General features: G+C 61.9%; 23 protein-coding genes and 1 tRNA gene. 10 read left to right on the top strand and 14 right to left on the bottom strand.

Annotated elements, in window-relative coordinates; genetic code table 11:
- The 3 genes from ffh to WH91_RS18460 form a co-directional block, all read right to left on the bottom strand.
- Window positions 1–1,057: signal recognition particle protein (gene ffh, locus WH91_RS18470; RefSeq protein ID WP_046172473.1), on the bottom strand; the 1,057-nt coding region annotated here is incomplete at its 3' end.
- 208 nt (window positions 1,058–1,265) lie between these two features.
- The gene (locus WH91_RS18465) at window positions 1,266–2,480 is read right to left on the bottom strand and encodes a GNAT family N-acetyltransferase (protein ID WP_046172472.1); all 1,215 of its coding nucleotides are present in this window, start codon (window positions 2,478–2,480) and stop codon (window positions 1,266–1,268) included.
- Window positions 2,477–3,436: a hypothetical protein gene (locus WH91_RS18460; protein WP_052952954.1), complete on the bottom strand. Its 960-nt coding sequence runs from the start codon at window positions 3,434–3,436 to the stop codon at window positions 2,477–2,479. The genes WH91_RS18465 and WH91_RS18460 overlap by 4 nt, the downstream gene beginning before the upstream one ends.
- Before the next feature lie 290 nt (window positions 3,437–3,726).
- Here WH91_RS18460 and dapF point away from each other — a divergent pair, with 290 nt between their 5' ends.
- The 4 genes from dapF to WH91_RS18440 all read left to right on the top strand — a co-directional run bounded on the left by dapF (window position 3,727) and on the right by WH91_RS18440 (window position 7,891).
- A complete protein-coding gene (gene dapF, locus WH91_RS18455) occupies window positions 3,727–4,578 on the top strand; it encodes a diaminopimelate epimerase (protein WP_046172471.1) in 852 nt (283 codons plus the stop codon).
- Complete coding sequence (gene mtaB, locus WH91_RS18450; RefSeq protein WP_046172470.1) at window positions 4,578–5,843, top strand: tRNA (N(6)-L-threonylcarbamoyladenosine(37)-C(2))-methylthiotransferase MtaB; 1,266 nt, start codon at window positions 4,578–4,580, stop codon at window positions 5,841–5,843. Before dapF ends, mtaB begins: the two co-directional genes overlap by 1 nt.
- Before the next feature lie 14 nt (window positions 5,844–5,857).
- Window positions 5,858–7,078 (top strand): signal recognition particle-docking protein FtsY, encoded by a 1,221-nt coding sequence (gene ftsY, locus WH91_RS18445; protein WP_046172469.1) that lies wholly within the window; start codon window positions 5,858–5,860, stop codon window positions 7,076–7,078.
- 192 nt (window positions 7,079–7,270) lie between these two features.
- Entirely contained in the window at window positions 7,271–7,891 is a 621-nt protein-coding gene (locus WH91_RS18440; protein WP_046172468.1) for a septation protein A, read from the top strand.
- 4 nt (window positions 7,892–7,895) lie between these two features.
- Here the strand turns inward: WH91_RS18440 and WH91_RS18435 are convergent, their stop codons facing one another.
- The 5 genes from WH91_RS18435 to tsaD all read right to left on the bottom strand — a co-directional run bounded on the left by WH91_RS18435 (window position 7,896) and on the right by tsaD (window position 11,160).
- Window positions 7,896–8,267, bottom strand: coding sequence for a DUF1761 domain-containing protein (locus WH91_RS18435; RefSeq protein WP_244542286.1), 372 nt, complete (start codon window positions 8,265–8,267; stop codon window positions 7,896–7,898).
- Window positions 8,268–8,339: 72 nt separating this feature from the next.
- On the bottom strand, window positions 8,340–8,774 hold the full coding sequence (locus WH91_RS18430) for an EVE domain-containing protein (protein ID WP_046172466.1): 435 nt from the start codon (window positions 8,772–8,774) through the stop codon (window positions 8,340–8,342).
- A gap of 5 nt (window positions 8,775–8,779) precedes the next feature.
- Complete coding sequence (locus WH91_RS18425) at window positions 8,780–9,073, bottom strand: YciI family protein (protein WP_046172465.1); 294 nt, start codon at window positions 9,071–9,073, stop codon at window positions 8,780–8,782.
- A gap of 4 nt (window positions 9,074–9,077) precedes the next feature.
- Window positions 9,078–10,064 carry an NAD(P)H-dependent glycerol-3-phosphate dehydrogenase gene (locus WH91_RS18420; protein ID WP_046172464.1) on the bottom strand — a complete coding sequence of 329 codons (987 nt, stop codon included), beginning with the start codon at window positions 10,062–10,064 and terminating at the stop codon, window positions 9,078–9,080.
- On the bottom strand, window positions 10,054–11,160 hold the full coding sequence (tsaD, locus tag WH91_RS18415; RefSeq protein ID WP_046172463.1) for a tRNA (adenosine(37)-N6)-threonylcarbamoyltransferase complex transferase subunit TsaD: 1,107 nt from the start codon (window positions 11,158–11,160) through the stop codon (window positions 10,054–10,056). The genes WH91_RS18420 and tsaD overlap by 11 nt, the downstream gene beginning before the upstream one ends.
- A 41-nt stretch (window positions 11,161–11,201) precedes the next feature.
- Between tsaD and hemC the strand changes: the two genes are divergently transcribed.
- The 5 genes from hemC (at window position 11,202) to WH91_RS18390 (ending at window position 15,578) form a co-directional block, all read left to right on the top strand.
- Entirely contained in the window at window positions 11,202–12,146 is a 945-nt protein-coding gene (hemC, locus tag WH91_RS18410; protein ID WP_046172462.1) for a hydroxymethylbilane synthase, read from the top strand.
- Complete coding sequence (locus WH91_RS18405; RefSeq protein WP_074797171.1) at window positions 12,128–12,871, top strand: uroporphyrinogen-III synthase; 744 nt, start codon at window positions 12,128–12,130, stop codon at window positions 12,869–12,871. The genes hemC and WH91_RS18405 overlap by 19 nt, the downstream gene beginning before the upstream one ends.
- A gap of 27 nt (window positions 12,872–12,898) precedes the next feature.
- Entirely contained in the window at window positions 12,899–14,125 is a 1,227-nt protein-coding gene (locus WH91_RS18400) for a hypothetical protein (protein WP_046172460.1), read from the top strand.
- Window positions 14,122–15,489, top strand: coding sequence for a heme biosynthesis protein HemY (locus WH91_RS18395; protein ID WP_046172459.1), 1,368 nt, complete (start codon window positions 14,122–14,124; stop codon window positions 15,487–15,489). The genes WH91_RS18400 and WH91_RS18395 overlap by 4 nt, the downstream gene beginning before the upstream one ends.
- A gap of 13 nt (window positions 15,490–15,502) precedes the next feature.
- Window positions 15,503–15,578 (top strand) — tRNA-Thr (locus tag WH91_RS18390).
- Window positions 15,579–15,591: 13 nt separating this feature from the next.
- On the opposite strand, the gene WH91_RS18385 is transcribed toward WH91_RS18390, so the two are convergent.
- The 3 genes from WH91_RS18385 to WH91_RS18375 form a co-directional block, all read right to left on the bottom strand.
- Entirely contained in the window at window positions 15,592–16,362 is a 771-nt protein-coding gene (locus WH91_RS18385) for an N-acyl amino acid synthase FeeM domain-containing protein (RefSeq protein ID WP_046172458.1), read from the bottom strand.
- 133 nt (window positions 16,363–16,495) lie between these two features.
- On the bottom strand, window positions 16,496–18,778 hold the full coding sequence (locus tag WH91_RS18380) for a putative bifunctional diguanylate cyclase/phosphodiesterase (protein WP_046172457.1): 2,283 nt from the start codon (window positions 18,776–18,778) through the stop codon (window positions 16,496–16,498).
- A gap of 160 nt (window positions 18,779–18,938) precedes the next feature.
- Window positions 18,939–20,171: an ABC transporter substrate-binding protein gene (locus WH91_RS18375; RefSeq protein WP_052952952.1), complete on the bottom strand. Its 1,233-nt coding sequence runs from the start codon at window positions 20,169–20,171 to the stop codon at window positions 18,939–18,941.
- Window positions 20,172–20,294: 123 nt separating this feature from the next.
- On the opposite strand from WH91_RS18375, the gene WH91_RS18370 reads away from it, so the two are divergent.
- Window positions 20,295–20,585 carry a 4a-hydroxytetrahydrobiopterin dehydratase gene (locus WH91_RS18370; protein ID WP_074797173.1) on the top strand — a complete coding sequence of 97 codons (291 nt, stop codon included), beginning with the start codon at window positions 20,295–20,297 and terminating at the stop codon, window positions 20,583–20,585.
- Here WH91_RS18370 and WH91_RS18365 read toward each other — a convergent pair.
- From WH91_RS18365 to WH91_RS24760, 3 genes are read right to left on the bottom strand one after another with little or no spacing between them, the layout of a single operon-like run.
- On the bottom strand, window positions 20,582–24,037 hold the full coding sequence (locus WH91_RS18365) for an error-prone DNA polymerase (RefSeq protein ID WP_082102263.1): 3,456 nt from the start codon (window positions 24,035–24,037) through the stop codon (window positions 20,582–20,584). The genes WH91_RS18370 and WH91_RS18365 overlap by 4 nt on opposite strands.
- Window positions 24,034–25,698, bottom strand: a complete 1,665-nt coding sequence (locus WH91_RS18360; protein WP_158409604.1) for a Y-family DNA polymerase — start codon at window positions 25,696–25,698, stop codon at window positions 24,034–24,036. Before WH91_RS18360 ends, WH91_RS18365 begins: the two co-directional genes overlap by 4 nt.
- Complete coding sequence (locus WH91_RS24760; protein WP_158409603.1) at window positions 25,589–26,389, bottom strand: ImuA family protein; 801 nt, start codon at window positions 26,387–26,389, stop codon at window positions 25,589–25,591. Before WH91_RS24760 ends, WH91_RS18360 begins: the two co-directional genes overlap by 110 nt.
- Window positions 26,390–26,510: the final 121 nt, after the last annotated feature.

Raw genomic sequence — 26,510 nt, 5'->3', positions numbered from 1 at the left:
ATCTGCCCATCAACCCGCCCATCCCGCCCATCTTCTTCATCTGCTGCAGCTGGCTGCGCAGGTCGTCGAGATCGAACGAGCCCTTCTTGAGCTTGCGCGCCATCTTCTGCGCGTCTTCGGCAGAGACGTGTTCGGCGGCCTTTTCGACCAGCGAAACAATGTCGCCCATGCCGAGAATGCGGTCGGCAATGCGCGAGGGATGGAAATCCTCCAGCGCATCCATCTTTTCGCCAACGCCGATCAGCTTGATCGGCTTGCCGGTAGCAGCCCGCATCGACAAAGCCGCGCCGCCACGGCCATCGCCGTCGACGCGGGTCAGCACGATACCTGTAATGTTGAGGCGGCTGTCGAACGAGCGCGCGACGTTGATCGCGTCCTGACCCGTAAGAGCGTCCACAACAAGGAGTATCTCGTGCGGATTGGCGATGGCCTTGATCTCGGCCGTTTCGGCCATCAGCTCTTCGTCGATATGGGTGCGACCCGCGGTATCGAGGATCAGCACGTCATAGCCGCCGAGACGGCTTTCGCGCTCGGCGCGGCGGGCGATCTGCACCGGGTTTTCACCGGCAACGATCGGCAGGGTATCGACGCCAACCTGCTCGCCGAGCACGCGCAGCTGCTCCATGGCAGCCGGACGGCGGGTATCGAGCGATGCCAGAAGAACCTTCTTCTTCTGGCGATCGGTGAGGCGCTTGGCAATCTTGGCGGTGGTGGTGGTCTTGCCCGAACCCTGCAGGCCCACCATCAGCAGCGTGACGGGCGCTTTGGCATTGAGGTCGATCGGCGAAGCCGTTGCACCGAGCACCGCGACCAGCTCGTCATGCACGATCTTGACGACCTGCTGGCCGGGGGTCACCGAGCGGGTGACTTCGGCGCCCACAGCGCGCTCGCGCACCTGTTCGACGAAGGCCTTGACGACTTCGAGAGACACGTCGGCCTCGATCAGCGCGCGGCGGATTTCGCGCATCGCTGCATCGACGTCGGCGGCATTGAGCGCGCCGCGTCCGCGGAGACCTTCGAAGATTTTGCCAAGCCGGTCGCTTAAGCTGTCAAACATTGTCCGTCCTTGTTTCCGCCGGTCGATCCGGCAGAGATAGGATCCATCAGTCCAAACGCCAAGCTCACCCGCGGGCGCAACGCGCTGGCGGATGGTGGCCTCCGGGATCGATTTATACCCTTGAGGGGTCCCGGTCGGCTGGTCAGGAGCAAAGCCTGATGAATATCGTGCGTTTAGGCGAAAGGGGGTAAAGAGTCAAGGAAAGCGCTCAAAGGCTGCGGCCGACGGCTTTCATGAGCATGCCGCGCAGGCCCTTGGGCATGTTGAGGACTGCGTTTTTGAATAGCGGGCGCAGGGTTTTGTCCCAGAGGTGGAGCAACACTATGCCGCGCGGGGTGACGGGCAGGGCGTAGTCGCGGACGGTTATCACTTCGGTAGCCCAGGTCAACTTATAGGGCATCACCGGCACCATCAGGTCGGCACCATGCAGGCCCACATCGGCGCAGGCGTGGATCACTTCTCCTAAGTGCAGCTTGCCGGGACTTTCTTCGCTGTTGCCGAAATCGCGGCTGGCGATGAAGGCGTAGTAGCGCTGTTTGTGCAGGAAGCCCCATTGCTCGGCGATCGGTTCGCCGTTGTGCAGCAGCGACATCGCCATCAGTGGCATGTCGTTGCGGCTCGGTAGCGCGGTGCAAAAATCGGCAAAAGTCGTGTCGCGAAAGGCCCGCGAGCTCAGGCCTTGGTCCCGGAGGCGTTCGGCACGGCCGGACAGCGTGCGTTCGATGACGCCGAGGCGCTCGTGGGCGTTTTCGGCGACGTGATGGATCAAGGCGCCGTCGCGCTCCAGCCGGTTGCGGGCATTGCGTAGGTTCTTGCGCGTCTTGGGCTTGATGGTCTGAAAAAACGCCGCGTAATCGTCAAAGGCGCTGAACGACACATAGGGCGCGCCTTGTTCGGTGCCGGTGACCATGTGATTGGCCGGCATTCCTTTGGCCAGAACGCTGTCGCTGCGCACCTTTAGGAAGCTCACCGCATCGCAAGGGGCGGCGCTGATGGCGGCGCGCAGCAGCCGGCTTACGGTTTCGCGCGGGTCGAGCCCGGTAGCGATCAGAGCATCGGAATATTGGCTGAAGGCATGACCGAGCGGCGCCAAAAAACTCCGGAGGCGGGTGCGAACCAGCTCAAGCGGCAGCACCGCGACGAGCCGCTGCCCGTCATTGAGCGTGGCAACGACCGGCGTGAAACCGGTGTTGCCGCGCGTGGCTTCGAAATCGAAAATAGCGCGCGCCCAGCCGCTGCCCTGGAACAGCAAAGCACCTTCGGCGTCGTTCTCGAGGCCTTCCCATCGCTGGGCGATTGCGTCGAACGCCTCGCGGGTCTGCACCACATCGACGCGCAGGGCATGAGCCCGGGCGGCGGAGCGACTGGCGGTACGAGTGCGCGCCCGCTCATCGGCTGCAGGAAGGGCGGTAAACAAGGTCATTTGCTGAAGAAATAACCTTCGATGTCGCGCACGCCTTCCGGCGCGCTCGGATCGACCTGGAAATCGACCTTGTAGACCTTCTTCTTCTGCGGATTGAGCGGGCTGAACTTGACCAGACCCGCCAGGCCCAGCTTGGCGAGATAGGACGCGCCGGTCACCTGCTGGCTGAGCCTGTTCATGCCCAGCTTGGAGCGCAGGAAGCCATTGGCATAATTGACCGCATAGTGCTTGCGCAGCTCGTCGGTCCAATGCTCGGTGGTGAAGCTGACATTGAGCATGTTCTCGTTGACCACGCGATGCGGTCCGTTGAGCGGCCAATGCAGCATCTTGCCGGCTTCGAGCATATGCACTTCGGCATAGTCATCGAACCACGGCTCGTAAGGCATATCGGTTTCACGCAACTGGCCCAGGATCAGCTTTTCCAGCGCCGGCTGGGAAATGAACGGAGCCGTGTTGGGATAAACGAACACCTTCTTGGTGCCGCGGACCTGCCACAGGCTCTGGCCGGGCACGTCCGAATGATATTTCACCGAAACATTCGGCGAGGAAATCAGGATGGTCAGGTTACGCTTGTAGCTCAAAAAGCCAGGAACGCGGTCCTCGAACTCGGCATAGAGGCTGTCGAGCAGCGCGCCATAGGCCGGATCGACCCTGGCCGGAGCGGTCAGGTTGACCCAGATATTGCCGGATTTGACCACGTCGAGCACTTCATGCCCGGTAAGGCCGGTGATTTCACCTTCGCGGCGCTTGGGCGGATTGCCCGGCGTCTTCTGCGAGTAATTGACGTGGTAGGCTTCACGCGGCGACTTGTCGATCAGACGCGCCAGCGCATCGTCGGTAAACAACGGCGAGCTGACGAGCCTATGCGACAGCGCCAGCGAATGATTGCCCCAGAGGGACGGAAAATGCGGCTGCCAGTCAGTGATGATCTGGTCGGTCAACATGGTCATGTTCATGGCGCCGGGCTCCGAAAGCTGTGGCAGAGGGTCGATGCTCTACATCTGGCGGAAAACTAGCTCACCAGACCGGCCTTGGCGCGGCCAAGCTCGAACGCTGGTTAAGGCGCCATGAAGTGCGAAACCCTTACAAAACATAAATATTTTTACGCAGCTCCTCACGCTCTCCGCAAGCGAGAGGGGCAGCACCGGGGCCGGACTGGCATTTTTCACGCGCATCCGCCATATAGTGTCCAGCAATCAGTAACCCATTGCGGAACCTTGCCGTGAGCGCTGTCCCCTTTATCAAGATGAACGGCCTGGGCAACCAGATCATCGTCGTCGACATGCGCGGTCGCACCGGCCGGGTGACCTCTGCTGCAGCCATCGCGATCAATGCCGCGCCCGGCACCAAGTTCGACCAGATCATGGCGATCCACGATCCCAAGATGGCCGGCACCGTCGCCTATATCGAGATCATCAATTCCGACGGCACGCTTGCCCAGGCCTGCGGCAACGGCATGCGCTGTGTCGTGCAGGCGCTGACTGTCGAGCAGGGACGCCAAAGTTTTACCTTTGAAACCGTGGCCGGCATTCTGTTTGGGCAAGAACGCGATGATGGGCTGATCACCGTCGACATGGGCATGCCCAAGTTCCCCTGGTACGATATTCCGCTGGCCGAGGAATTTGCCGATACCCGCAAGATCGAGCTGCAGATCGGGCCGATCGACGCCCCGCTGCTGCATTCGCCCTCGGTTGCCTCGATGGGCAACCCGCAGGCAACCTTCTGGGTGCATGACGACGTCTGGAACTATGCGCTCGACCGTTTTGGGCCAATGCTGGAAAACCACCCGATCTTTCCAGAACGCGCCAATATCTCGATTGCCCAGGTCGTGGCGCCGGACAAGATCATCCTGCGCACCTGGGAACGTGGCGCCGGGCTGACCGAGGCTTGCGGCACCGCTGCCTGCGCGGCCGTAGTAAACGGCGCACGCACCCGCCGGACCGGCCGCGCGGCCACCGTGACGGTACCCGGCGGCGACCTGTATATCGAATGGCGCGACGACGACCATGTCGTGCTGACCGGCGCGGCCGAACGCGAATGGACCGGCACGCTGGACCCCGTTTCCGGCATCTGGGCGCGCAATGACGTGGCGGCCTGATGGCCGTGCAAACGCTGACATTTGGTTGCCGGCTCAACGCCTACGAAGCCGAAGTGATCAAGATCGAAGCCGAGAAGGCCGGGCTCGACAATGCGATCATCATCAATACCTGCGCCGTGACGGCTGAGGCGGTCACCCAGTCCAAGCGGGCTGTACGCAAGGCGCGGCGCGAAAATCCGGACGCCCGCATCATCGTCACCGGCTGCGCCGCCCAGACTGAAGCGCGCAGTTTTGGCGACATGGCCGAAGTCGACCTCGTCATCGGCAATGCCGACAAGATGCGGGCCGAGAGCTACACCCCGTTGCTGTTTGGAGTGCCGCTTAACGACAAGGTGCAGGTCAACGACATCATGAGCGTGCGCGAAACCGCCGGCCATCTGATCGAGGGCATGGACGGCCGCGTGCGCGGTTTCGTGCAGGTGCAGAACGGCTGCGACCACCGCTGCACTTTCTGTATTATTCCGTTCGGCCGCGGACCATCGCGTTCGGTGCCGATGGGCATGGTGGTCGAACAGGTCAAAAAGCTGGTCAGCAATGGCTATCGCGAAGTGGTGCTGACCGGCGTCGACATAACCTCATACGGCCCGGACCTGCCCGGCATGCCGACGCTGGGCAAGCTGACGCAAGCCATTTTGCGCCATGTACCCGACCTGCCGCGGTTGCGGATTTCATCGATTGATTCGATCGAGGCCGACGAGGCGCTGTATGACGCCTTGGCCAGCGATCGCCGACTGATGCCACATCTGCATCTGAGCCTGCAGTCGGGCGACGACATGATCCTCAAGCGCATGAAGCGCCGGCATTCGCGCGACGACGCGCTGGCAATCGTCAGCAAGCTGCGGTCGCTGCGCCCCGACATGGTGTTTGGTGCCGATATCATCGCCGGCTTCCCCACCGAGACCGACGAGATGTTCGACAATACATTGGCGATCATCGGCGAGGCCGACCTGACCTATCTCCACGTGTTCCCCTATTCGCCGCGAGAAGGCACACCTGCTGCCCGCATGCCCCAAGTGAGCCGGCAGGTTGCACGACAGCGGGCTGCCCTGCTGCGTGCCGAAGGTGACAGGCAATTGGCCAAACTCTATGCGTCGCGAATCGGCAAGATCGAAACCGTGCTGGTCGAATATAGCGGCATTGGTCGAACCGAGCAGTTCGTGCCGGTCGCCATGCCGGGATCGCCACCGGGCGAATTGCTGGCGGTTCACGTTACAGGGGCCGATAATGATGGCCTCGTGGGCGACGTCCTGCGGCAAGCGGCATAATTGAAAGACCACCCATGACCGACAACAAGCCGGGATTCTTCAAGCGCCTGTTTGGCCTCGAAACGCCGGTGGTGCAGCCACCTGCGCCGCCCGAGGCCGTTCCGGAAACGCCGGCGCCTGCACCCGCCCCGGTGGAGCCGCCGCCAGTTCCACAACCGGCGGCTGAGCCGGAACAAGCTCCCCTGCCCGGCCCGCCCGAAACCACGCCCGACTATGTCGAGGAAATCGAGGAACAGGCGGCGGCTGAAGCGCCCGCACCGACGATATTCGTGGCCATCGATCCGCCTGCCATTGTGGAAGTGCCGGTCGAGGGGCCACGCCAGAGCTGGTTTGCGCGGCTGACCACGGGCCTCAAGCGTTCGTCCGACCAGTTGACCGGCTCGATCACCTCGGTTTTCACCAAGCGCAAGCTGGACAATGCGACGCTGGAAGAGCTGGAGGACATCCTGATCCAGGCCGATCTCGGCATGGAGACCGCCACCGCCATCACCGAAACCCTGCGCCGCGACCGCTTCGACCGAGATGTGTCTGGGGACGATGTCCGGGCGGTGCTGGCCGCCGAGGTCGAAAAGGTGCTCGAGCCGGTGGCGCGACCGCTGGTGATAGACGCTAGCCGGAAGCCCTTCGTCATACTGATGATCGGGGTCAACGGCTCGGGCAAGACCACGACCGTCGGCAAGCTGGCGCAGCAATTTGCGGATCAGGGCAAGTCCGTCATGCTGGCCGCTGGCGATACGTTTCGCGCTGCCGCCATCGAGCAACTGCAGGTATGGGGCCAGCGCACCAATGCGACCGTGATCAGCCGGCCCGCGGGTTCAGATGCATCAGGCCTCGCCTTTGATGCGGTGACCCAGGCGCGGGCCGAAGGTCGCGATATCCTGATCATCGACACCGCCGGCCGCCTGCAGAACCGCGAAGAACTTATGGGTGAGCTCGAAAAGGTCATCCGCGTCATCAAGAAGGTCGACCCGACCGCGCCGCATGCTACGCTGCTGACGCTGGACGCCACCACCGGCCAGAACGCGCTGAAGCAGGTTGAAATCTTTGGAAAGCGGGCCGGCGTTACGGGATTGGTGATGACCAAGCTCGACGGTACGGCGCGCGGCGGCATTCTGGTCGCCATTGCCAAAAGGTTCGGTCTGCCGGTGCATTTCATCGGCGTCGGGGAGAGCGTCGGCGATCTCGAACCGTTTACGGCCAGCGAGTTTGCGCGGGCCATTGCCCGGACCGACTAGGCAAGCTGCGAAAAGTGGGTACCGTTTTTTTCACGTCAAGCTTGCGCCAGGCAGTTATGGCCGGCGAGTTGCGGGGCAAATCGCGTCAGGCCATAGCCGCAATCTTACCATGCTTGGGGACTATCCCGCCTTGCATGCATGAGCCGTTGCCCTCACATTGCGGCCTGCGTCGCACACAAGAGTTCTGAAGCCATGACCGAGAAAACTGCCGAGCCCGAGATCAACTGGGAGGAATTGCGCCCCCAGATCATCAAGATGGCGCTTGAACTCGGACCGCTCGTGATTTTCTTCATTGCCAACGCGCGCGCAGACATTTTCGTCGCCACCGCCGCGTTCATGGGTGCCATGGTCATCTCGCTGGTGCTGACCTGGTTCATCCTCAAGAAGATCGCTATCATGCCGCTGGTGACCGGGGTCGTGGTGCTGGTGTTCGGCGGGCTGACGCTCTGGTTGCAGGACGACACTTTCATCAAGATCAAGCCGACCATCACCAATTCGCTGTTTGCGGCGGTGCTTCTAGGTGGCTTGGTGTTCAAGCAGTCGCTGCTGAAATATGTGTTTGGCGACGTCTACAAGCTGCGCGAACAGGGCTGGAGCAAGCTGACGCTCAACTGGGGCGTATTCTTCTTGGTGCTGGCCGTGGTCAACGAAATCCTGTGGCGCAATTTCACCACCGACACTTGGGTCGCCTTCAAGGTTTGGGGCGTCATGCCGCTAACCGTGATCTTTTCGATCAGCCAGGTCAGCCTGCTCAATAAATACGCGCCAGAGGCCGAGCCCAAGCACATGCCGCCGATCGTGGTCGAGAGCTAGTTCCCTACCCGAAAAGCCCGATCACCACGCCCTGGATCAGCAACACGCCGAGCAGGTGCAGGCTGTCGATGACGGTCAGCGACCACTTCATGCCTTCATAGCGGTGGTTCATGATCATGCTGGTCAGCACGAAGCCAAACCACAGATGCGCCGCAACGATCAACCCGCTGGCCGCGGTGATATCGCCTACCATTAGGGGCGTCAGCAGCGCCAGGAAATAGGCCATCACCAACTCGACCACCGCTGACCATATGAACGGCGTATAGCCGACGCCGAGTTGTTCCTTGGTGCGGTAGAGAGCGGCCATCCATTGCCTGGACAGGCCCACATACCAGGCTGCGCCAAAAGCGTAGCTGGCGACGGTGGCCAGGATCACGGCCAGCCAATTGACGGCAAGATACGAAATCAGGATGTCCTTCCAGCGCTGATGCTCCCGAGGGCTCCGCGGCTACAAGCCGCCCATCTGGCAAATCAGCTTCCATTGCTCTGCGGAAACCTTCGACACCGACAGCCGCGACAGTTTGACCAGTTCGAGCTCGGCCAGTTCCGGCGTCGCTTTGACCGTGGCCAGCGTCACCGGCTTGGGCAGAGGTTTGACTGCTTCCATATCGACGCATTCCCACACCACTTCGCCCTTGGCATTGAGATCGGCTGTGCCGTCAGCATGGGCAAGTCCCACCACTTTCATGATGCCGACGATCTCCTTGCCGATATTGGAGTGGTAGAAAAATGCCTCGTCGCCGAGCGCCATCGCCTTCATGTTGTTTCGGGCCGCGTAATTGCGCACCCCGTGCCACTCTTCCATCTCGCCGCGCTGGTTCTTGGCGACCAGATCATCAAACGAGAATACGTCCGGCTCGGACTTCATCAACCAGTAAGCCATCGCAATCAGGCTTTCGGCGACATATGATCGTAGGCCAGGCGCCAGGGCTTGATCTCCGTGCTGGCGAAAATGCCTTGTTTGACGAATGGATCGGCGTTGAACAGTTCTGTCGCTGCTTCGATTGTCTCGGCTTCGATCACCACCAGCGATCCTTCGGGCTTGCCATCGGCGTCGAGCAGCGCGCCCGCAAGGCGCAGCTGCTGCCCGAGGCTTTCGAGGTGCTGCAAATGCACCGGGCGCACGGCAAGGCGTTGGTCGATCGAGCCCGGCTTGTCCTTGGCGATCATGGCAAACAGCATGCAATCAGTCCTCTCGTTTAAGCGGACGGGCCATCAGCCCGGCCACAACAGTAGCAATATTGGCGCGACCGCTTAGCACGGCCTGCACGGCGGCAATCAGCGGCGCATCGACATCGAGGCTCCGGGCGAGCGCATCGGCGACGGGCGTGGTGGCGACGCCCTCGGCCAGCTTGGCGCCAGAGCCAAGAATTGCCTCGGCCAACTGGCCGCGGCCCAGCGCCATGCCAAACTGGTAATTGCGCGACTGCACCGAAGTGCAGGTCAGCGTCAGATCGCCCAGCCCCGCAAGGCCGGTCAGCGTTGAGGTGGAACCGCCCATGGCCGAAACCATGCGGCTCATTTCTGCAAACGCCCGGGCGATCAGCGCGGAGCGCGCCGAAGCACCGAGTTCAGCGCCTTCGATAGCGCCGCAGGCCAGCGCATAGACATTCTTCAACGCGCCCGCGATCTCGACACCAATCCGGTCATCGGCGGCATAGGGACGGAAAGACGGGCCTGCAAGAGCAGCGGCGAGGGCAGAGGTGGCTTCGGCATCGTCACCGGCGAGTGTCACGGCGGTGGGCCGGCCTGCGGCGACATCGGCCGCAAAGCTGGGGCCGGACAGCACATATGGGATAGCGCCGGGCGCCATGTCGGCGAGGATCTCACTTTGGCGATCAAGCGTGCCGGTTTCGAGGCCCTTGGCGGAGAGCACGACGGGCTTGCCGGACAGCAGCGCCGGATTCAGAGCGCCAAGAGCAGCGCGGCTGGATTGGGCGGGGACGGCCAGGATGACGATGTCGGACGACTGCGCCACGAGGCTGGCAGAAATCCCCCCGAGCAACACCTGCGCGCCAAGATACCGGCTGTTGGTATGTGTGGAATTGATCTCATCGACCTGGGCAGCATCGCGCGCCACGATGCAGACTTGACGACCGGCCATTGCAGCCGCCTGCGCCAGAGCCGTGCCCCAGGCGCCGCCGCCGATAACACTGATTGTCTCAAGCTGCATCAGCACTGACCTTCATGTCGTCGAGATCGAGCGGCCAGCGCGGGCGGGCGACAAAGTTTAGATCGTCATGCGCGCCGAGGGCATAGCGCTCGGCACCGGCCCAGGCGATCATGGCGCCGTTGTCGGTGCAAAGCGCAATTGGCGGCACCACAAGCGTAGCACCGGCCGTGGCACAAACCGCCTTTAGAGCCGTCCCGATCGCCTGATTAGCCGCGACGCCGCCAGCAACCACCAGCCGCATCTCTTGCCCGGGAAATTCCGCCGCGAACCTTTCCAGTGCCTGACGCGAGCGGACGGCAATGACGTCCGCCACCGCGGCCTGAAAACTGGCGGCAATATCGGCGACATCCTGATCGCTGAGCGGCGCCAGCGCCTCGGCCTGCAGCCGCACGGCAGTCTTGAGACCGGAGAAGGAAAAATCGAGCCGCGCTTCACGCAGCAGCGGACGCGGAAACTTGAAGCGTTTCGGGTCGCCGGACTTAGCGATGGCTTCCACCGCCGGACCTCCGGGGTGACCCAGCGTCAGCAGCTTGGCGACCTTGTCGAAGGCCTCGCCCAGCGCGTCATCGATGGTAGTGCCCCAGCGCTCATAATCGCCGACGCCGCGCACCAGGACGAACTGGCTGTGCCCGCCTGACACCAGCAGCATCAGATAGGGAAATTGCACCCCATCGGTCAGCCGCGCCGTCAAGGCATGGCCTTCGAGGTGGTTGACCGCGATCAGTGGTTTGTCGAGTGCAGCGGCCAGCGCCTTGGCGGTGGTCAAACCGACCAGCACGCCGCCAATAAGGCCCGGCCCGGCGGTTGCTGCAATGGCATCGACGTCACTGAGTTGGATACCCGCCTCGCGGCAGGCCTGGGCAATGATGTGGTCGAGATAGGTGACATGGGCCCGCGCCGCGAGTTCGGGGACGACGCCGCCAAATGCCGCATGTTCGTCAAGCTGGCTGCGCACCACATTGGAACGGATCACGCCTTTGCCGGATTGATCACGCATGACGATTGCCGCCGCGGTTTCGTCGCAGCTGGTCTCTATGCCGAGGATGATGGCTGGCGCTTGCCCGGTCACGACGAACTGGTTACTCCGTTGGTGCATCAACGAGATGCGCCCTCTGCCTACTATAGGACATTCCGCCTTTGCAATCGCCACCGTCTTTCGCCAGGATCGGAACCCGTGGTAGCCCGCTGGCGCTAGCCCAGGCGCGCCTGGTCCGCCGCTTGCTCAGCCAGACCCATGGCGTGGCCGAGGATGATATCGCCATCGAGGTAATTTCGACCGGCGGCGATCGCAGTCAGGCCAGCAATGCCAGCCTGATCGAAATCGGCGGCAAGGGCCTGTTCACCAAGGAAATCGACGACGCCATGCTAAGTGGTCGCGTCGATATCGGCGTCCATTCAGCCAAGGACGTAGCGACGCGCCTGCCCGAGGGTATCCGGCTGGTGGCATTCCTCGAGCGCGAAGATGTGCGCGACGCCTTCATGTCGGTGAAGGTGCAAAGCCTCGATCATCTGGGCGAACGCGCCAAATTTGGCACTTCGTCGATCCGCCGCGCCGCACAGGTGCTGCGGGTGCGTCCCGATCTTGTGATCGTGCCGTTTCGTGGCAATGTCGGCACGCGGTTGCAAAAGCTGATCGATGGTGTCGCCGACGGCACTATGCTGGCCATGGCCGGGCTAAACCGGCTTGGCGAAGGCCACCGCGCTACGGCGCCACTTGATCCCGAGATTTTCATGCCGGCTCCGGCACAGGGCGCCATCGGCCTAGCCGTGCGCAGGGACGATGCGCGCATGACGGCTTTGGTTGAAGCGCTGGATCATGCCCCAACCAGCATCACCGTGACCGCCGAACGCGCCATGCTGGCGGTGCTCGACGGCTCCTGCCGCACGCCGGTCGGGGCCTTGACCTCATTGAGCAATGGCACGCTGACGGTGAAAGGGCAGATCCTCAGCCTCGATGGCAAGACCGCCTTCGATAGCGCCGCGACCGGCACCGATCCCGAGGCGCTGGGCCGGCAAGTCGGCGAAGACCTGATTGCGCGGGCCGGCACCGAATGGCTGGCGCAATGGGCGGCAAATTCATGAAGATGCTGGTGACGCGGCCCGAGCCCGATGCACAATCGACGCTAGCGCGGCTGCAGGCGCTGGATATCGAAGGCGTGGTCGCGCCGGTCATGATAAGGCAAGCGCTGGACGCCAGCCTGCCGCCGCCTGATGGTTTTACCGCCATGGTGCTGACCAGCGCCAACGCCGTGCGCACCATGGTCGAGCGCGATGTGGTCGCCACCTATGCCCACCTGCCGGTGTTTGCGGTGGGTGACCGTACGGCCGCCGATGCCGGCGAGGCCGGCTTTGTCCGCGTCAGCAGCGCCGCCGGCTCGTTCCAGGACCTGGTCAATGCCATGACCATTGCTCGAATGCGCGGACCGATCTTTTATCCGACCGGAAAACACCAGAGTGCAGACCTCGCCAAGGCGCTCGCGCCGCTCGGCGTCATGGTGGCGACGGCAAAGATTTATGAAATGGTGGCAATCTATGCGCTGCCCCAAGCCGTTCTTGATGGCTTGGGCAGCGGCGAAATCCGCGCCGTGCTGGCCTATTCGCGCCGCACCGCCGAGATATTCGTTTCGTTGACGCAGCAGTTCGACCGGGCGCAGCGGCAGTCGATCGCCATGCTGTGCATGAGCGAGGCGGTTGCCGAACCGCTACTGGCGGCGCACTTCAATCGTATCAGCCTGGCCGACCGTCCTGACGAAGATGCAATGATGGCACTGGCTTTGGCTTTTGTGCGCGAGCAAACTGGGCCATGATCGGCTCCAACGAGAGGACACCCTGGAATGTCGGACACGACAGGCAACGATCCCAAGCCGGTTTCAGGCAAACCTGAAGCCAGCAAGCCCGAGATCAAGTCCAGCGCGGTGAAACCGCCGGTGCTTGACCTCAAGGCGCGCGAAACTGCGACCAGTTCCACGGCCAAGCCGGAGCCGACACCAGCGGCGAGCGAGCCCGCGCCGAGTGAGCGGCCGAAGGTGTCAGACAAGCCAGTGCGACCGGCCAGCGCAGGCTTCCCGGTTGCGGCCACTCTGGCGGGCGGTGTGCTCGGCCTTGCCGCGGCCTATGGCTTGGCCTGGGCCGGGCTGTGGCCAAGCACGCCTGCCCCCGCAGTCGTCGCCGATCCGCGCCTAGCCAGCTTTGCCACTGCCATTCCCGAACTTGTAACGGTGACAGAGACTACACAGTCCGAATTGGCGGCCCTCAACCAGCGCATCGGTGCGCTGGAACAGGCTGAACCGACGACTGCCGTGGCTGCTGGTGTCGATCTGGCGCCGTTGCAGACTGAACTCTCCAGCCTGACCGAGCGCGTCGATGCCTTGGCCAATGCTCCGGCCGAGCCGAACAATGCCGCGACTCTGCAGACCGAACTGGCCGCCTTCAGCACCCGAATCGATGAACTGGCGGCTCGCATCGGCACCGCCGAATCCGGGTTGCGCACGTTGGACACCACCGTCACTGAGACCACCGCAACGCTTGCCAGCCAGCCCACCGACATCGGCGCCGTGTTGCAGCTGCCACTGATTCTCTCAGGCTTTGAGACTGCCTTTACCACCGGTCGTCCCTATGCGACCGAACTTGCGGCCTTGCGGGCTGCGACGCCCGACGCTGCCATTCCCACCGCCATCGCCAATAATGCTGAAAGCGGCCTGCCCCGCCCCGATGTCATCGCGCGGCGGTTCTCCGAGGTGCTGCCCGCCATGCTGGCCGGCAAGCCGGGTAATCCCGATGCGCAATGGCAGGACGGCGCCATGGACTGGTTCCGCTCGGCGATCGCGTTGCGCCCCACTGGCGAAATCGAGGGTGATAGCCCCGAAGCCGTGGTCAGCCGCCTAGAAGGCGCAGTAGCCCGCCGCGACTTTGCCGCGGCCGAGACGCTGCTGACCGGCCTGCCGGCGCCGATGCTGGCGGCAGGGGGCGACGTGCCCGCGCTGATCGCCAGCCAGGCCGAAGCCAGCCGCTTCCTCGACAGCCTGCGCTCCAGCGCTCTATCCGGCGAGGCGCTGCAATGATCCGTCTCGCCTCCTGGATTGTCGGCAGCCTGATCATTACCGCGCTGGCGGCATGGATGATTTCACTGCCTGGCACGCTGACGCTGGAAGTCGGCGGTTATCGCATGGAACCCCGGCTCGGCGCTGCCGTGCTGATGTTCATTTTGATCGCGATAGTGGTGATCGTGCTGTGGGCCATCGTCCGCCGCATCCTCACCGCACCTCGCATCATAGCGCGACGCAACCGCGAACGCCGGCGCGAACAGGGCGTCGAAGCATTGTCCGATGCTATCGTGGCTCTGCAGGCTGGCGACCCGGCCCGCGCGCGTTCGCTTGCCCGTGAAGCCCAGGCCCGCCTGCCCGCCAATGCGGCGGCGCGACTGCTCGAAGCCAGGGCCGATCTGGCGCTGGGTGACATGCCTGCCGCCCGCGAACATTACCGGGCACTGATCGCCAACGAAAAAACTGCCGTGGCCGCGCTCACCGGTCTTTACGACCAGGCCCGCACCCAGCATAGACCTGACGCGGCGCTGACTTTTGCCCGCAAGGCTCTGGCGCTGGCTCCCTCCAGCGGCTGGGCTGCCGATGCGGTGTTCGACGATCTGACGAAACGTAGCCAATGGGCCGAGGCCGTCGCCATGGTCAATGTCGAACAGGCATCGAGCCGTGAAGCGCGCGCCGGCAAACGTCGCCGCCAAGCCGTTATCGAAACCGCTCGCGCTCGTGAAGCCGAAACCAGCGCACCCCTCGCAGCGCTCGACCATGCCCTGACGGCGCTGAAACTGCTGCCCGACTTTGTTCCGGCCGCATTGATCGCTGCACGGATCCACATCAATCGCGGCGACACCCGCAAGGCGATGAGCCTGCTGCGCCGCATCTGGCGCGCTACCGGTCATCCTGACATTGCAGCGCTTTATGCCCACGCCCAGCCGGGTGCTTCGGCTGTGGAGCGGCTTAAACGGCTCGGCGAGATCATCGAGACGCCGCCAGCTCATCGTGCCGCCGGCATGGCTTTGGCCCGTGCGGCCATCGATGCCTATGACTGGCCGCTGGCTCGCAAGTCGCTGGCGCCCTTCATGGACACCGATGCCACCCAAGGCGTCGCCAGCCTGATGGCAGAAATCGAGGAGGGCCAGAGCGGCGACCAGGGCAAGGCTCGCGAATGGCTCAGCCGCGCCGTGCGGGCACCGCGCGATCCGGCCTGGACCGCCGACGGTTTGGTCAGTGACGAATGGGAGCCGATTTCCCCGGTCACCGGCAAGCTCGATGCCTTCGAGTGGAAAGTGCCGATGACGGTAACCCATCGGGCGCCGGCGCCACTGCCGGTGGCTCAATTACCCGCCGATGCGAGCTTGCCTCTTGCACCGGCAACAATGCCAACGTAAAAGGCCAACCGTTGCCGCTTTAGCTCAGTTGGTAGAGCACGTCATTCGTAATGACGGGGTCAGGTGTTCGAGTCACCTAAGCGGCACCATTTTTCAGCCAGCTCACACGGCGGTTGGTTCAGCGCGCTGGTTTTCGATAACGCGCAGGCGATGCGCAACGCGAGCGGTCGGCGCCACTATCTTGCGCGGCCCAAGGCCCGGCCCAAACAGCGCATCACGCTCGGCTGGCGTCGACATGAAGAACGGGAAGCGGTCGGCGACGCGGTTGCGGATCGTCGGCACTTCGGCCGCATAAAGGCACACCGGAAAGCGCAACTCTCCCCAGTTTCGCTCGTCGCCCAACCGCTCGGAACCGAAAACCCGGCGATAAAACGCTGCATGTTCTGCCCGCACCGAGGCAATGCAGTAGCGGACAGTGAAATACTCGCTAGCCATCGCGACGATGCGCAGCGTTAGATAGGGCAGTGCCGGCAGAGCAAGTGAAGCGTCATGGTCGGCCGTGAAGCGGCTCGGATCGATATAGCTGTCGCCCTGATCAAGCTTCGGATCAAGGATTTCCGGCCAGATCGTGCGGCTGGGTGATTGCCGATTGCTGCTGGTCACGTGATGAAAGCGGATCGAGCTGACCAGGATTCCGTCGATATAGACGCCAAAACAATAGCAGTTGTCGGCATCGTCGTAGACGTCCCGCGTGATTTCCTGGGAATTGATCGGCACGAAATCCTCACGCCGATAGGCTTCGTAGCGCAGCCGATAGACCGGGTCGAACTGCTCGTCGAGCGAAACCCTGCGATACTCGACGCGATCGAGCAGATCGATCAGCGTGGATGCGAAGCGCGATGAACTCGATTGGAGTTGCGACGCTGTACTCATTGCTAATTGCCCCATTAATGCGGGCGGACATTAACTGTCTGTTATCTATAATGGCACGCGCAAAAATCGCGCTGCTGTCTTGCGTAACCTGTCGTTTCGCAGAATTTCCAGCGAGGAGAAGGGTTAAAGCGCGTTAACCACGCCGACGGGTACTGGCTATGGGCTGGACATTTCCGTTGAGGCTGCCGATTAGCGCGCCAATCTCGCTCTCGGCTACCGGACGGCTGAAATAGTAGCCTTGCACCTGCTGGACATCGGTGTGTTCGAGCATGGTGTTGAGCTGCTCTTCCGTCTCGACGCCTTCGGCGACCACGGTCAGGTCTAGATCCCGCCCGAGGCGCGCCACATTGGCCAGCAGGCGCAACGAGCGTGCATTGTGTGCGATGTCAGACACGAACGACCGGTCGATCTTGAGCTTGGTCAGCGGCAGCGTGTTGAGATAGCTGAGGGACGAGTAGCCGGTGCCGAAATCGTCTAGCGCAATGGCAATGCCACGCTTGAAGAAGCCGGTCAGCAGCCGTTGGGCAATCTCGCGCTCCTCGATCACGGCGGTTTCGGTCACTTCGATCTCGAGGCGCGATGGCGCAAGCCCGGAACTGGCGAGCGCCCCGTCGACGAGTTGATTGAGATTGCTGACGCGAAAATCCCGCGCTGAAATATTGACCGCGACGCAGACGTTGTCCGGCCATTGGGTGCATTGCAGCGTCGCCCGCTGCAACACCCAGGCGGTGATGTCTGAGATCAGGCCCATTTCTTCGGCGAGCGGAATGAACGTCGATGGTGGAATCATCCCCAGTTCGGGGTGGCTCCAGCGCGCCAGCGCTTCGCAGGTGACGACCTTGCGGGTCTTGAGGTCGAGCAGCGGCTGGAACGCAAGCGTTAACGCGTTCTCGCGAACGGCATCACGCAGGTCGCTCTTGAGCCGCTGGCGGTAGTGATAGTCGATATCCATCTGCGCGTGGAACTGCTGGCTGCGCGCCTTGCCGTCACCCTTGGCCGAATACAGCGCCAGGTCGGCCTTGGTCATCAGGTCGTCCAGTACTTCGACGGCCAGCGCGCTCGTGGCTATGCCAAGGCTAACGGTTACCGACAGGGTCAATCCATCGAGCACGAAAGGATCGGCGAAGGCCGACAGAATCGATGCCGCGTCCTTCTGGGTCTGCGCATCATCGCCCGCCGTGCCGCTGTAGATGACGAATTCATCGCCACCCAGCCGCGCCAGGATCGTCTCGGGCGGCATGGCCCAGCGCAGGCGATCAGCGACCTGCTCCAGCAGATCATCGCCCACGATATGGCCATACGTGTCGTTGACATGCTTGAAGTCATCGATATCCACCAGCGTCAATGAGACCAGGCGAGGCTCGGCTCCCAAGCGTAGTCGCGCATTCATGTTGTCGCTGGCCAGTTCGCTGAAATAGGTGCGGTTGGGCAGGCTGGTCAGCGTGTCGTGCCGTGCCATGAAGGTTATGCGCTCTTCGGAGGCGATGCGCTCGCTGATATCCTCAAATAGCAAGACGCAGCGCTCGCGGCGTGAGCTGACGGTGACTTCGTAAAAACGATCTGCAGGCAAGCACAACAGCACCTTGCCGGCAGATCGCGTACTGATCAAATCAGCCAGTCTATCGATCGCCGTCGTGGGCAAGGCCTTGCTATCGGCAAGATCAGACAGCACCGAGCCAAACGGCTGGCCCGCGAGTCGAGCAGGGCCGATAAAGGACAACAGGCGCTCTGCCCGTTCATTGGCAAAGGAGATAACCCCGCGCTCGTCGAGCATGCAGAGACCATGCTCGAGTGTTGTCATTGCCATGTCGAGTTCGGCAGCAAGGCGCGACGCCTCGTCTCGTCCATGGACTGCACTAAGCAGAATGGATCGAATGTCACCAGAAAGCTTTCTGAAACTGCTCAGCATTACGATCAGCAGGATTGCCAGCACAGGATGATAAATATCGTTGCGCAACAACAAGCCAAGTGACAGCGGCACAATGACCATCGTCATTTGTAGGGTGACCAGCCGATCCAGCCCAAAATTGCGGGCGCAGATGCCGACCATGACCGCGATCGTTAAGGTGGAGGCGACGAGTTCCGCATAGGGGTCCTCGACCAACAGCATGCTGACCATACACCACAGTCCATAAACGGCAGCCAGTGCACAACCGATGGCAACGGCGCGGTTTTCCCACCGCTCGGCCGCAATAGCGTCGTCGCTGCTGATCGCTGCTTTCCAAAACGCTTGCATGTTCAGGTAGCGCACTATGCCAATGACTATAAATGCAAAGGCAATGAGGTAGAGGGGCTCGGAACTGGCGCGATATGCCGAAATTCCCGCCGCGAACGCGCTGGCAATGGCACCAGCAAGCATTGCCCTCCGATCACCATAGACCGAGCGGATAATCGACACGTAGTCGAGAGCCGGCATTGTCTTTCTAGCCGAGGTGAGCACTCAATTCCCCCTGTTCAGGCCGATCAGAGCGCCTGAGGCATTAAGAACGCCTTGCCAACGCGTCAACTGCCCTTTGGATGCGGTTTTTTCACATGGGAGAGTGAATGTGTCCTTAATGTCGGAACATGAATTTTAATTAGCGCTCGGCTTTAGCCTTGAGCGCCGCTATGGCGGTGGTTGGGGTCATCGCGGGATCATTCCAGAAGTCATTGGCCACATCCCAGACCGAAGCGACCCAGCCCAGCGTAGCCGTCAGGTGGGGGGTAGGCAGTGCGAAATCAGGCCGGTCGAGCGCCTGCAGCACCTTGCGCGAGCACGCGTCGATCCCCCCATGCGCATCCACGCGAACCGGTGTAGAGCCCTTCGCGGCGGCGAAGTGGGCCTGCACGGTGACATCGACCACGGCTGCGGCAAAGGCCCGTTCGGCCGCCTCCACCTCGGGCGAAACCCCGCCCAGCAGGCCCCAGCTATCGACCGTCACCGGCACATGGGCCGCACCCGGCACGAATATGCAGCCAAAATCGCGCGCTTCGGCCTTCCCGGCAGCGTGCCATTCACCCTTCATCCAGTCGCCCTGCAATTGCAGCAAGGCCTTGCCGCTGATCACCGCACTGGTTGCCATGTTCCAGTCGCGGTTGATCGCTTTGTCGTCGGCGCGTTGCTGGAAGCGACGCAGCCACTCGAACACCTTGATCAGGCTTGGATCGTCGAGCACTGCCGCATCGACAGTTTCGCCGTAGAGCCCGGCATAGACGCCCGGAGCGGCAAGGCTCGCGACCAATGCATGCGTGAGATAGCCAACCTGCCAAGGCTGTGCGCCCATGGCGATGGGATCAAAGCCTGCCGCCTGAACTTTGTCCAGATCGGCCCACATCTCGTCGAGCGACGTCCAGCTTTCTGGATCGACGCCAGCAGCCTTGGCAACAGCCCGATTGTAAAAGATCATCGCATCGGCATGAATGGTGGCCGGCGCCTTGACTATGGCGCCATCGACGGTGATGGCATTGCGGACCACCGCGGGCAGTTGCTGCAGCACCCCGCTGGCGGCAAATTGTTCATCGAGATGCAGCAACTGTCCGCGTTGCTCCAGTGAGCGGTAGATATCCGGCTGCAATTGCAGGAAGACATTGGGCGGGACGCCGGCATCGATCAGCTCGATGACATTCATATCGCCATCTGCATCATGCGGAATAGCCAAGGGCAGCCAGTGGTTTCCCTCGGCTTCCAGTGCCCCGCGCAGCACGTTGAGCGCCGCCAGTTCGGCAGGCGAGGCCCAGTTGTGATAGACGACAATATCGGCAGCGCTTACAGCCGGAATAGCCATGGCCAGCGCAACGGCTTGCCCGACCAGTCGCTTGGTCCAATTCACGCGATGTCCTCCGGCCTAAGTCTTTTGTTTTCCACCACGCTGCGACCAAACTGCTTGCCGGCGCGTTAAAGCAGGCTGCGGCAGGTGGCAGTTGCGGCGAGATATTGGGATGAAGGTGAACGCATGGTCGACAAGCTGACTACTTCCGAACGCGATGCAGGACTGCGCAGCCTCGACGGCTGGACCCATGATCAGGCGGCAGACGCCATCAGTCGCGTCTTTAAGTTCAAGAGCTTCTCCGAGGCCTTCGGCTTCATGACCCGGGTGGCCCTCGAAGCCCAGAAAGCCGACCACCATCCTGACTGGTCCAACAACTACGATACCGTGACGATTTCCCTTTCGACCCACGACGCCGGCGGGTTGAGCCCAAAAGATATTGCGCTCGCCCGAGCCATCGACAAACTGCTCGACTAATGGAAATTGCGCCCCCCCGGCAGAGCAGCGTAGGCTCGCCGACGCGCCATTTCAACGTCTCGAATTCCATTGCGGTCCCGGCTAGAAATTTCATGAGGGCCTGACTTGCCTTCGTCGGCACGGGCGACAACCGCGTCGCCAAGGTCTGTGCCATGCGACAGGTCGAGCAGATGCGGCGTCAAATCTACCATGTCTTCGACAATAAGATGCACCACGAGACCTTCTCTCTGCAATGTACCCTTGGCCGCCAGCATGCGGCTCGACAGCAGCGTCTTGCGCATGGCGTCATCCTCGAACAGTTTCGGCCAGACGACGAGATTTGCCACGCCCGTCTCGTCCTCAAGGGTAACGAAGATTACCCCGCTTGCTGTTCCGGGCCGCTGCCGAACCAGAACGAGCCCGGCAACCTCTACCCGCAATCCAGATTTGACCGTGTCGAGGTTGCGAGCTCGCGTGGTTCCGCGCGCATTGAGCATCGGCCTCAGGAACTCCACTGGATGACCTTTGAGGGATAACGAAAGCGTCGCATAATCGTGGATGACCTCTTCCCCGGGCTGCATGAGGGGTAGATTGGCTGCGTCCTCGACGGGGTGGGTGACAGGCGGCCCGGCGGTCGCAAACAGCGGCAGCATTTCGGCCCCGTGAGCGCCAACCAGCCCCTTGACGGCCCAGAGTGCATCACGCCGATTGAGCCCTATGGATTTGAAGGCATCCGCCCTGGCGAGTTTTTCGAGGCTTGCGATAGGCATGCCGGTGCGCAGCCAGAGATCGCGGACCGAGACATAGCCTTGGCCACGCGCGGCGACGACTTTTTCCATGTCTTTTTGCGCCAGTCCTTCTACCATTCTAAGGCCTAGGCGAAGAGCCTTTTTGGTATAGATATGCTCCACCATTTCGGCATGCCGGGGCCAGATATGCTGGCGGATATCGTGCTGCGCATCTTCCAGCGAACAATCCTTGTCTGACGCATTGATGTCGGCCGGCAGGATTTTGACACCATGCTCGGTGGCATCGCGCACCAGTTGGCTTGGCGCATAAAAGCCCATCGGCTGGGAATTGAGCAGGGCGCACACGAAGACATCTGGGTAATGGCATTTGAGCCAACACGAGGCATAGACCAAGAGGGCAAAGCTCGCCGCATGGCTTTCGGGAAAGCCATATTCCGCGAAACCTTCGATCTGCGAAAAGCAGCGCTCGGCAAATTCCCGGCTATAGGCCCGCGGATTGTTCATCATGCCGCTGATGAATTTATCCTTGAACACGCCGATTTTGCCGGTCCGTCGCCAGGCGGCCATGGCACGGCGCAACTGATCGGCCTCGCCAGCCGTGAAGCCCGCGCCTTTGATGGCCATCTGCATCGCCTGTTCCTGGAACAGGGGAATACCAAGGGTCTTTTTCAAGACCTGATCCAGAGGATCATCTGGATCGGCCTTCCAGAGTTCCTTGCCCTCACGACGCTTGAGATAGGGATGCACCATGCCGCCCTGGATCGGGCCGGGCCGGACGATGGCGACCTCGATAACAAGATCGTAAAACACCCTTGGCTTGAGCCGTGGCAGCATGGTCATCTGCGCCCGGCTCTCGATCTGGAACACGCCGATCGTGTCGGCCCGATGCGTCATCTCATAAACCGGCACGGCCTTTGCCGGCTCGCGGTATTCCTCACCCAGCAGCTCCGCCAGTTTGACGTCCTTGCCATAATGCTCCTTCAGTAGCCCAAAAGCGCGCTGCAGGCAGGTCAGCATGCCCAGCGCCAGCACATCGACCTTGAGGATTTTCAGCGCGTCGATGTCGTCCTTGTTCCACTCGATGATGGTCCGGCTTTCCATGGCCGTTTTGGAAATCGGCACCAGGCTTTCGAGGCTATCACGCGTGATGACAAAGCCGCCGACATGCTGGGAAAGGTGACGGGGAAAGCCGCGCAGCACTTTCACCACCTCGAACATCTGTGCCAGAACCGGATCGTCAGGGTTGAGCCCAAGCGTTTTCACCTTGGCCAGATCGAGTTTGGATCCCCATCCCCAATGCAACTGGTTGAACGCAGCAACCGTATCGTCGGAGACGCCAAACACCTTCGCGGCTTCCCGAATAGCGCTCTTGGAGCGGTAGCAAATGACATTGGCCGTCAACCCGGTGCGCTTGCCGCCGTATTTTCTATAGATATATTGCATCACCTCCTCACGCCGCTCGTGCTCGAAATCGACATCGATATCGGGCGGCTCGTCGCGCTCGGTGGAGATGAAGCGACCAAACACCAAGGTGGCCTTGCGGGGGTCGACCTCGGTGATTTCAAGGCAATAGCAGACCGTTGAATTAGCGGCCGAGCCCCGCCCCTGGCACAAAATGCCGAGGTCATAGCGGGCATGACGGACGATATCCTGCACCGTTAGGAAATAGGCCGCATACCCCTTTTCGTCGATCAGCTGGAGTTCGTCGCGGAGCTGTTTGTCAGTGCCCGGCGGCAGGCCTTCGGGAAAGCGCCACGCTGCGCCCGCCCAGGTCAGACGTTCCAGCGTTTGCTGGGCTGTCTCGCCATTGCCAATGGTTTCTTCGGGATAATTATATTCGAGCTGGCTCAGTGAAAATCCGATCCTGTCGGCAAACAGCCGCGTTTGGGCGATGGCATCGGGATGCTCGCCAAACAATCGTGCCATTTCTTCAGGTGGCTTGAGGTGTCGCTCGGCATTGGCCGACAACAGCCAACCGGCATCTTCCAGCGTTTGATGCTCACGGATACAGCTCACCACATCTGCAAGGATACGGCGGTTCGGCGCATGATAGAGCACGTCATTGCTGGCGATCATGTAAGCTTGGTGGCGGCGCGACAAGGCCGCGACGCGATTGAGCCTTGCCCGGTCCTCGCCGTCCAAACGCGGCATGCCGGCAACCCACACCCGCCCGGGAGCTGCACCGCTGAGCTGATCGAGGGTTTTTTCGGTCAGGCCCCAATCTGCCTCGTTGGGTAGCAGGATGAAGAGCTGCCCCTGCGCGTAGTTTTCCGGGGGGCCTTGTTGATCCGGCAATGCACTGTCTGAACCCAACAAATCGGCGAGATGCAGGACAGGCTTGCCCTTTTCACCGCGTTGATTGGCGATGGTCAGCAGTTTGCACAGACGGCCATAGGCAACACGGTCGGTCGGATAGGCGATGATATCGGGCGTGCCATCGACGAAACGCAGCCGCACCCCGACGAGGTAACGGAAATGGGCTGGGCGTTTCTCATGGTCGCGCGCAGCCACATAGCCACGCACCACGCCAGCGAAGCTGTTGAGGTCACAGAGGCCAAAAGCGGGCAGGCCCAGATGGATGGCCGCCGAAACCAGTTCCTCGGGATGGGACGCTCCGCGCAAGAAGGAAAAGTTGCTGGTCCCGATCAGCTCGACATAATCGGGCGCCGGCTTGGCTGGCACCGGAGCAGACCTGGACTGCGGCAGGTGGATGATCTGGCTCATGGAAAAAATCCGTGCAGATACCAGGACGGCATGGTCGGGCCGCCATAAAATCCCAGGCGAAACACCCAGAAGCGACGCCCATCCTCGTCTTCGACCTGATAATAATCGCGCGCCCGTGCTTCCGGTTCGTGCAACGGCAGGTCAGCTATGTAAAGCGGCGGGTCGAGCTTATCGCCCGGCTCCGGCTCCTTCGGTTCAGGCGGTGGCACGAGTTCCAGCCGCTCGGCGAACCGCCACCACTCCGCCTCCAGCCGCTCGGGACCGGCCCCTTTAACCAGGCGATATTGCTGGCGCCGCCAGATCATCGATGCCGGCAGGCCATCCGGCACTTCGGCATTAATGGCGACATATTCCGGAACGGGTAATAGCCGCACAGGACGAGAAAGGGACTGGGCAGAGGCCATGACCGGCTTGCCGGCCTGGGTTGGAACCAGTCGCGCCGCCCTCTCCGGTATATGGCTAGCCACCATCTGGGTCCGCAGCACTGCCATTGCACCCAGACGGCTCGCCATGCGGTCATTGAGCTGGTCGAGATCCTCGGTCCCCTCTTCAACCGCAAAAGCGCCAAGCTGGCTGGCATCCAGCGCGGCGAGGGAACTGGCTGCCAGGCGGATCATGTCGATGCCGAAGCCGGCATCATATTCCCCCGACAGCCGCTCCGAACGGTTGGAAAAGAGCTTGGTAATATGCTCGGGGTCGCGCGTCAGGCGGGCCGAATTTACCGAGAACGACATCACCTTGTGGTCGACCCGGTAGAGGAAGAGATGAAAGGCCTGTGCACCCTTGCCTTGGGCTTCGAGCCGATAGGCTAGCTGGATGGCAAGGTCATGCGCACAGGCCAGAACATCGTCCATCAGCGCGATCGGATCGGCAAAGCGTCGCTCGACATGGTCTTCGGCAACTGGAAGGCGCGGAACCATGCGCTCTTCGATGACACCATAGGCCTGGTCGAGCCGGCTTAGCAGCGAAAGCCCGAATCGGGCCTGCAGCGGCTTGCGCGGCCGCTGGCGTAATTGCCCGATAGTGGTGAGGCCCATCTGTGTCAGCGTGGCCACCTGCTGCTCGTTGAGCCGCAAAGCATGCACCGGGAGGGCATCGAGCAACGCGACCAGGCCTTCAGCTTCCACCACCTGACTGCGTGAAAAATGGCTGACGGCCCAGGCCGAACCGATCGTGGGCGCAATCGCACCGGCCACGGTATAGCCCAACAGGCGCAGCCGGGTCAGCAGCATGCGCAGCATGGCATGCTCACCCCCAAACAGGTGATCCACCCCCGTTATGTCGAGGACCAGATCCCCGAAGCGACTGACATCTTGCATCACCGCCACCATTGGGCTGGCATTTGAATGCCAGTCGGCAAAATCGGCAAAGCCGGCCTCGAGCAGGGGTCGGTTGATTTCCCTGACCACAAGCGCCGGCACCAAGGCCCGCGCATCAACCAGGCTTTGACCCAGATTGATACCCGCCTGAGCGGCCTCGCTATCCAGTGCCACGATCCTGAGGCCACCCTTGATCTTTTCGTAAAGCGCCAGGGGTTCGGTCAGGCCTCGATCAACCCGCTTCAGATAATCGGTGGGCCAGCTGCACAGAAACAGCACGAGAAAGCGGCGCTGCCGGGCGGACGGGCGGACTGGGTCGAGGAGTGAAGTTTGAAAATCCATTTTCAGTCCATCCCAGAACCCATTCGGCATGCTGTCTGAGGAGAGATCCGCGTTCGAGCCGAACCTGCCAGCGCGCGGGGCCAGGCGCCCGATCGTCATATTGCTTGCGTCCGCTGCGGGTCGGCAGCAAATGCCAGCGCAATTGCGCCGCACTGCTTTGACGTTGCGTGCCGTAGCGCAACAGGAACATCGAACTTCCGGCACTGGCCGCGCGCATGCTGAGCCGCCGGCTGGCAGTAAAATCGAGCAGTTTCTGGTGACCGGCAATATCGGCCACCACCCCCGCTACCGCCCTGCAGGCAATCGCCTCCTCGGCGGCCCACAGCAACTCACCCATATTGGCTGGACGCACCAGGACCATCGCGTTCGGGTCAAGCCCGAAATGGGCAAGACCCGGCCCATAGGGCATGCCCAGTTTCTGCGCCTCGTCCGCCAGTTGCAGATAAACGACGGCAATTCGGCTGGCCGTCAGCAGGCCGCGCATTTGGGCCAGAGCAAACCCGAGGCCTGCTCCGGTGTTGCGGCGGTCATCCGTAAATATTTCTTGCAGCAAACCGCCGGCAAATTTCGGAAAACTCCCGTCCTCGACCTCAACTCGCTGCCGAGCCTCGGCCAGCGCTGGTTTGCGCTCAATATCGGAAATGGTATCCCGCAGCGCGGCGATGCGCTGTTGGCGATCGGGCGAGGTCATTCGCACCAACTTCTCTATGTGAACAAAACAAGAACATGGTGACTCCGAATCTTTCGAGAGTCGAGTCTTATTCGCGCAGCGACAGTCACATCGAGTGTGGCGCTTCCGCATCAGGCCCGTT

Source organism: Devosia psychrophila (assembly GCF_000971275.1).
Taxonomy (GTDB): domain Bacteria; phylum Pseudomonadota; class Alphaproteobacteria; order Rhizobiales; family Devosiaceae; genus Devosia; species Devosia psychrophila.
The sequence above is the reverse complement of the archived record's forward strand: the minus strand, read 5'-3'. Positions and strand labels throughout refer to the sequence as shown.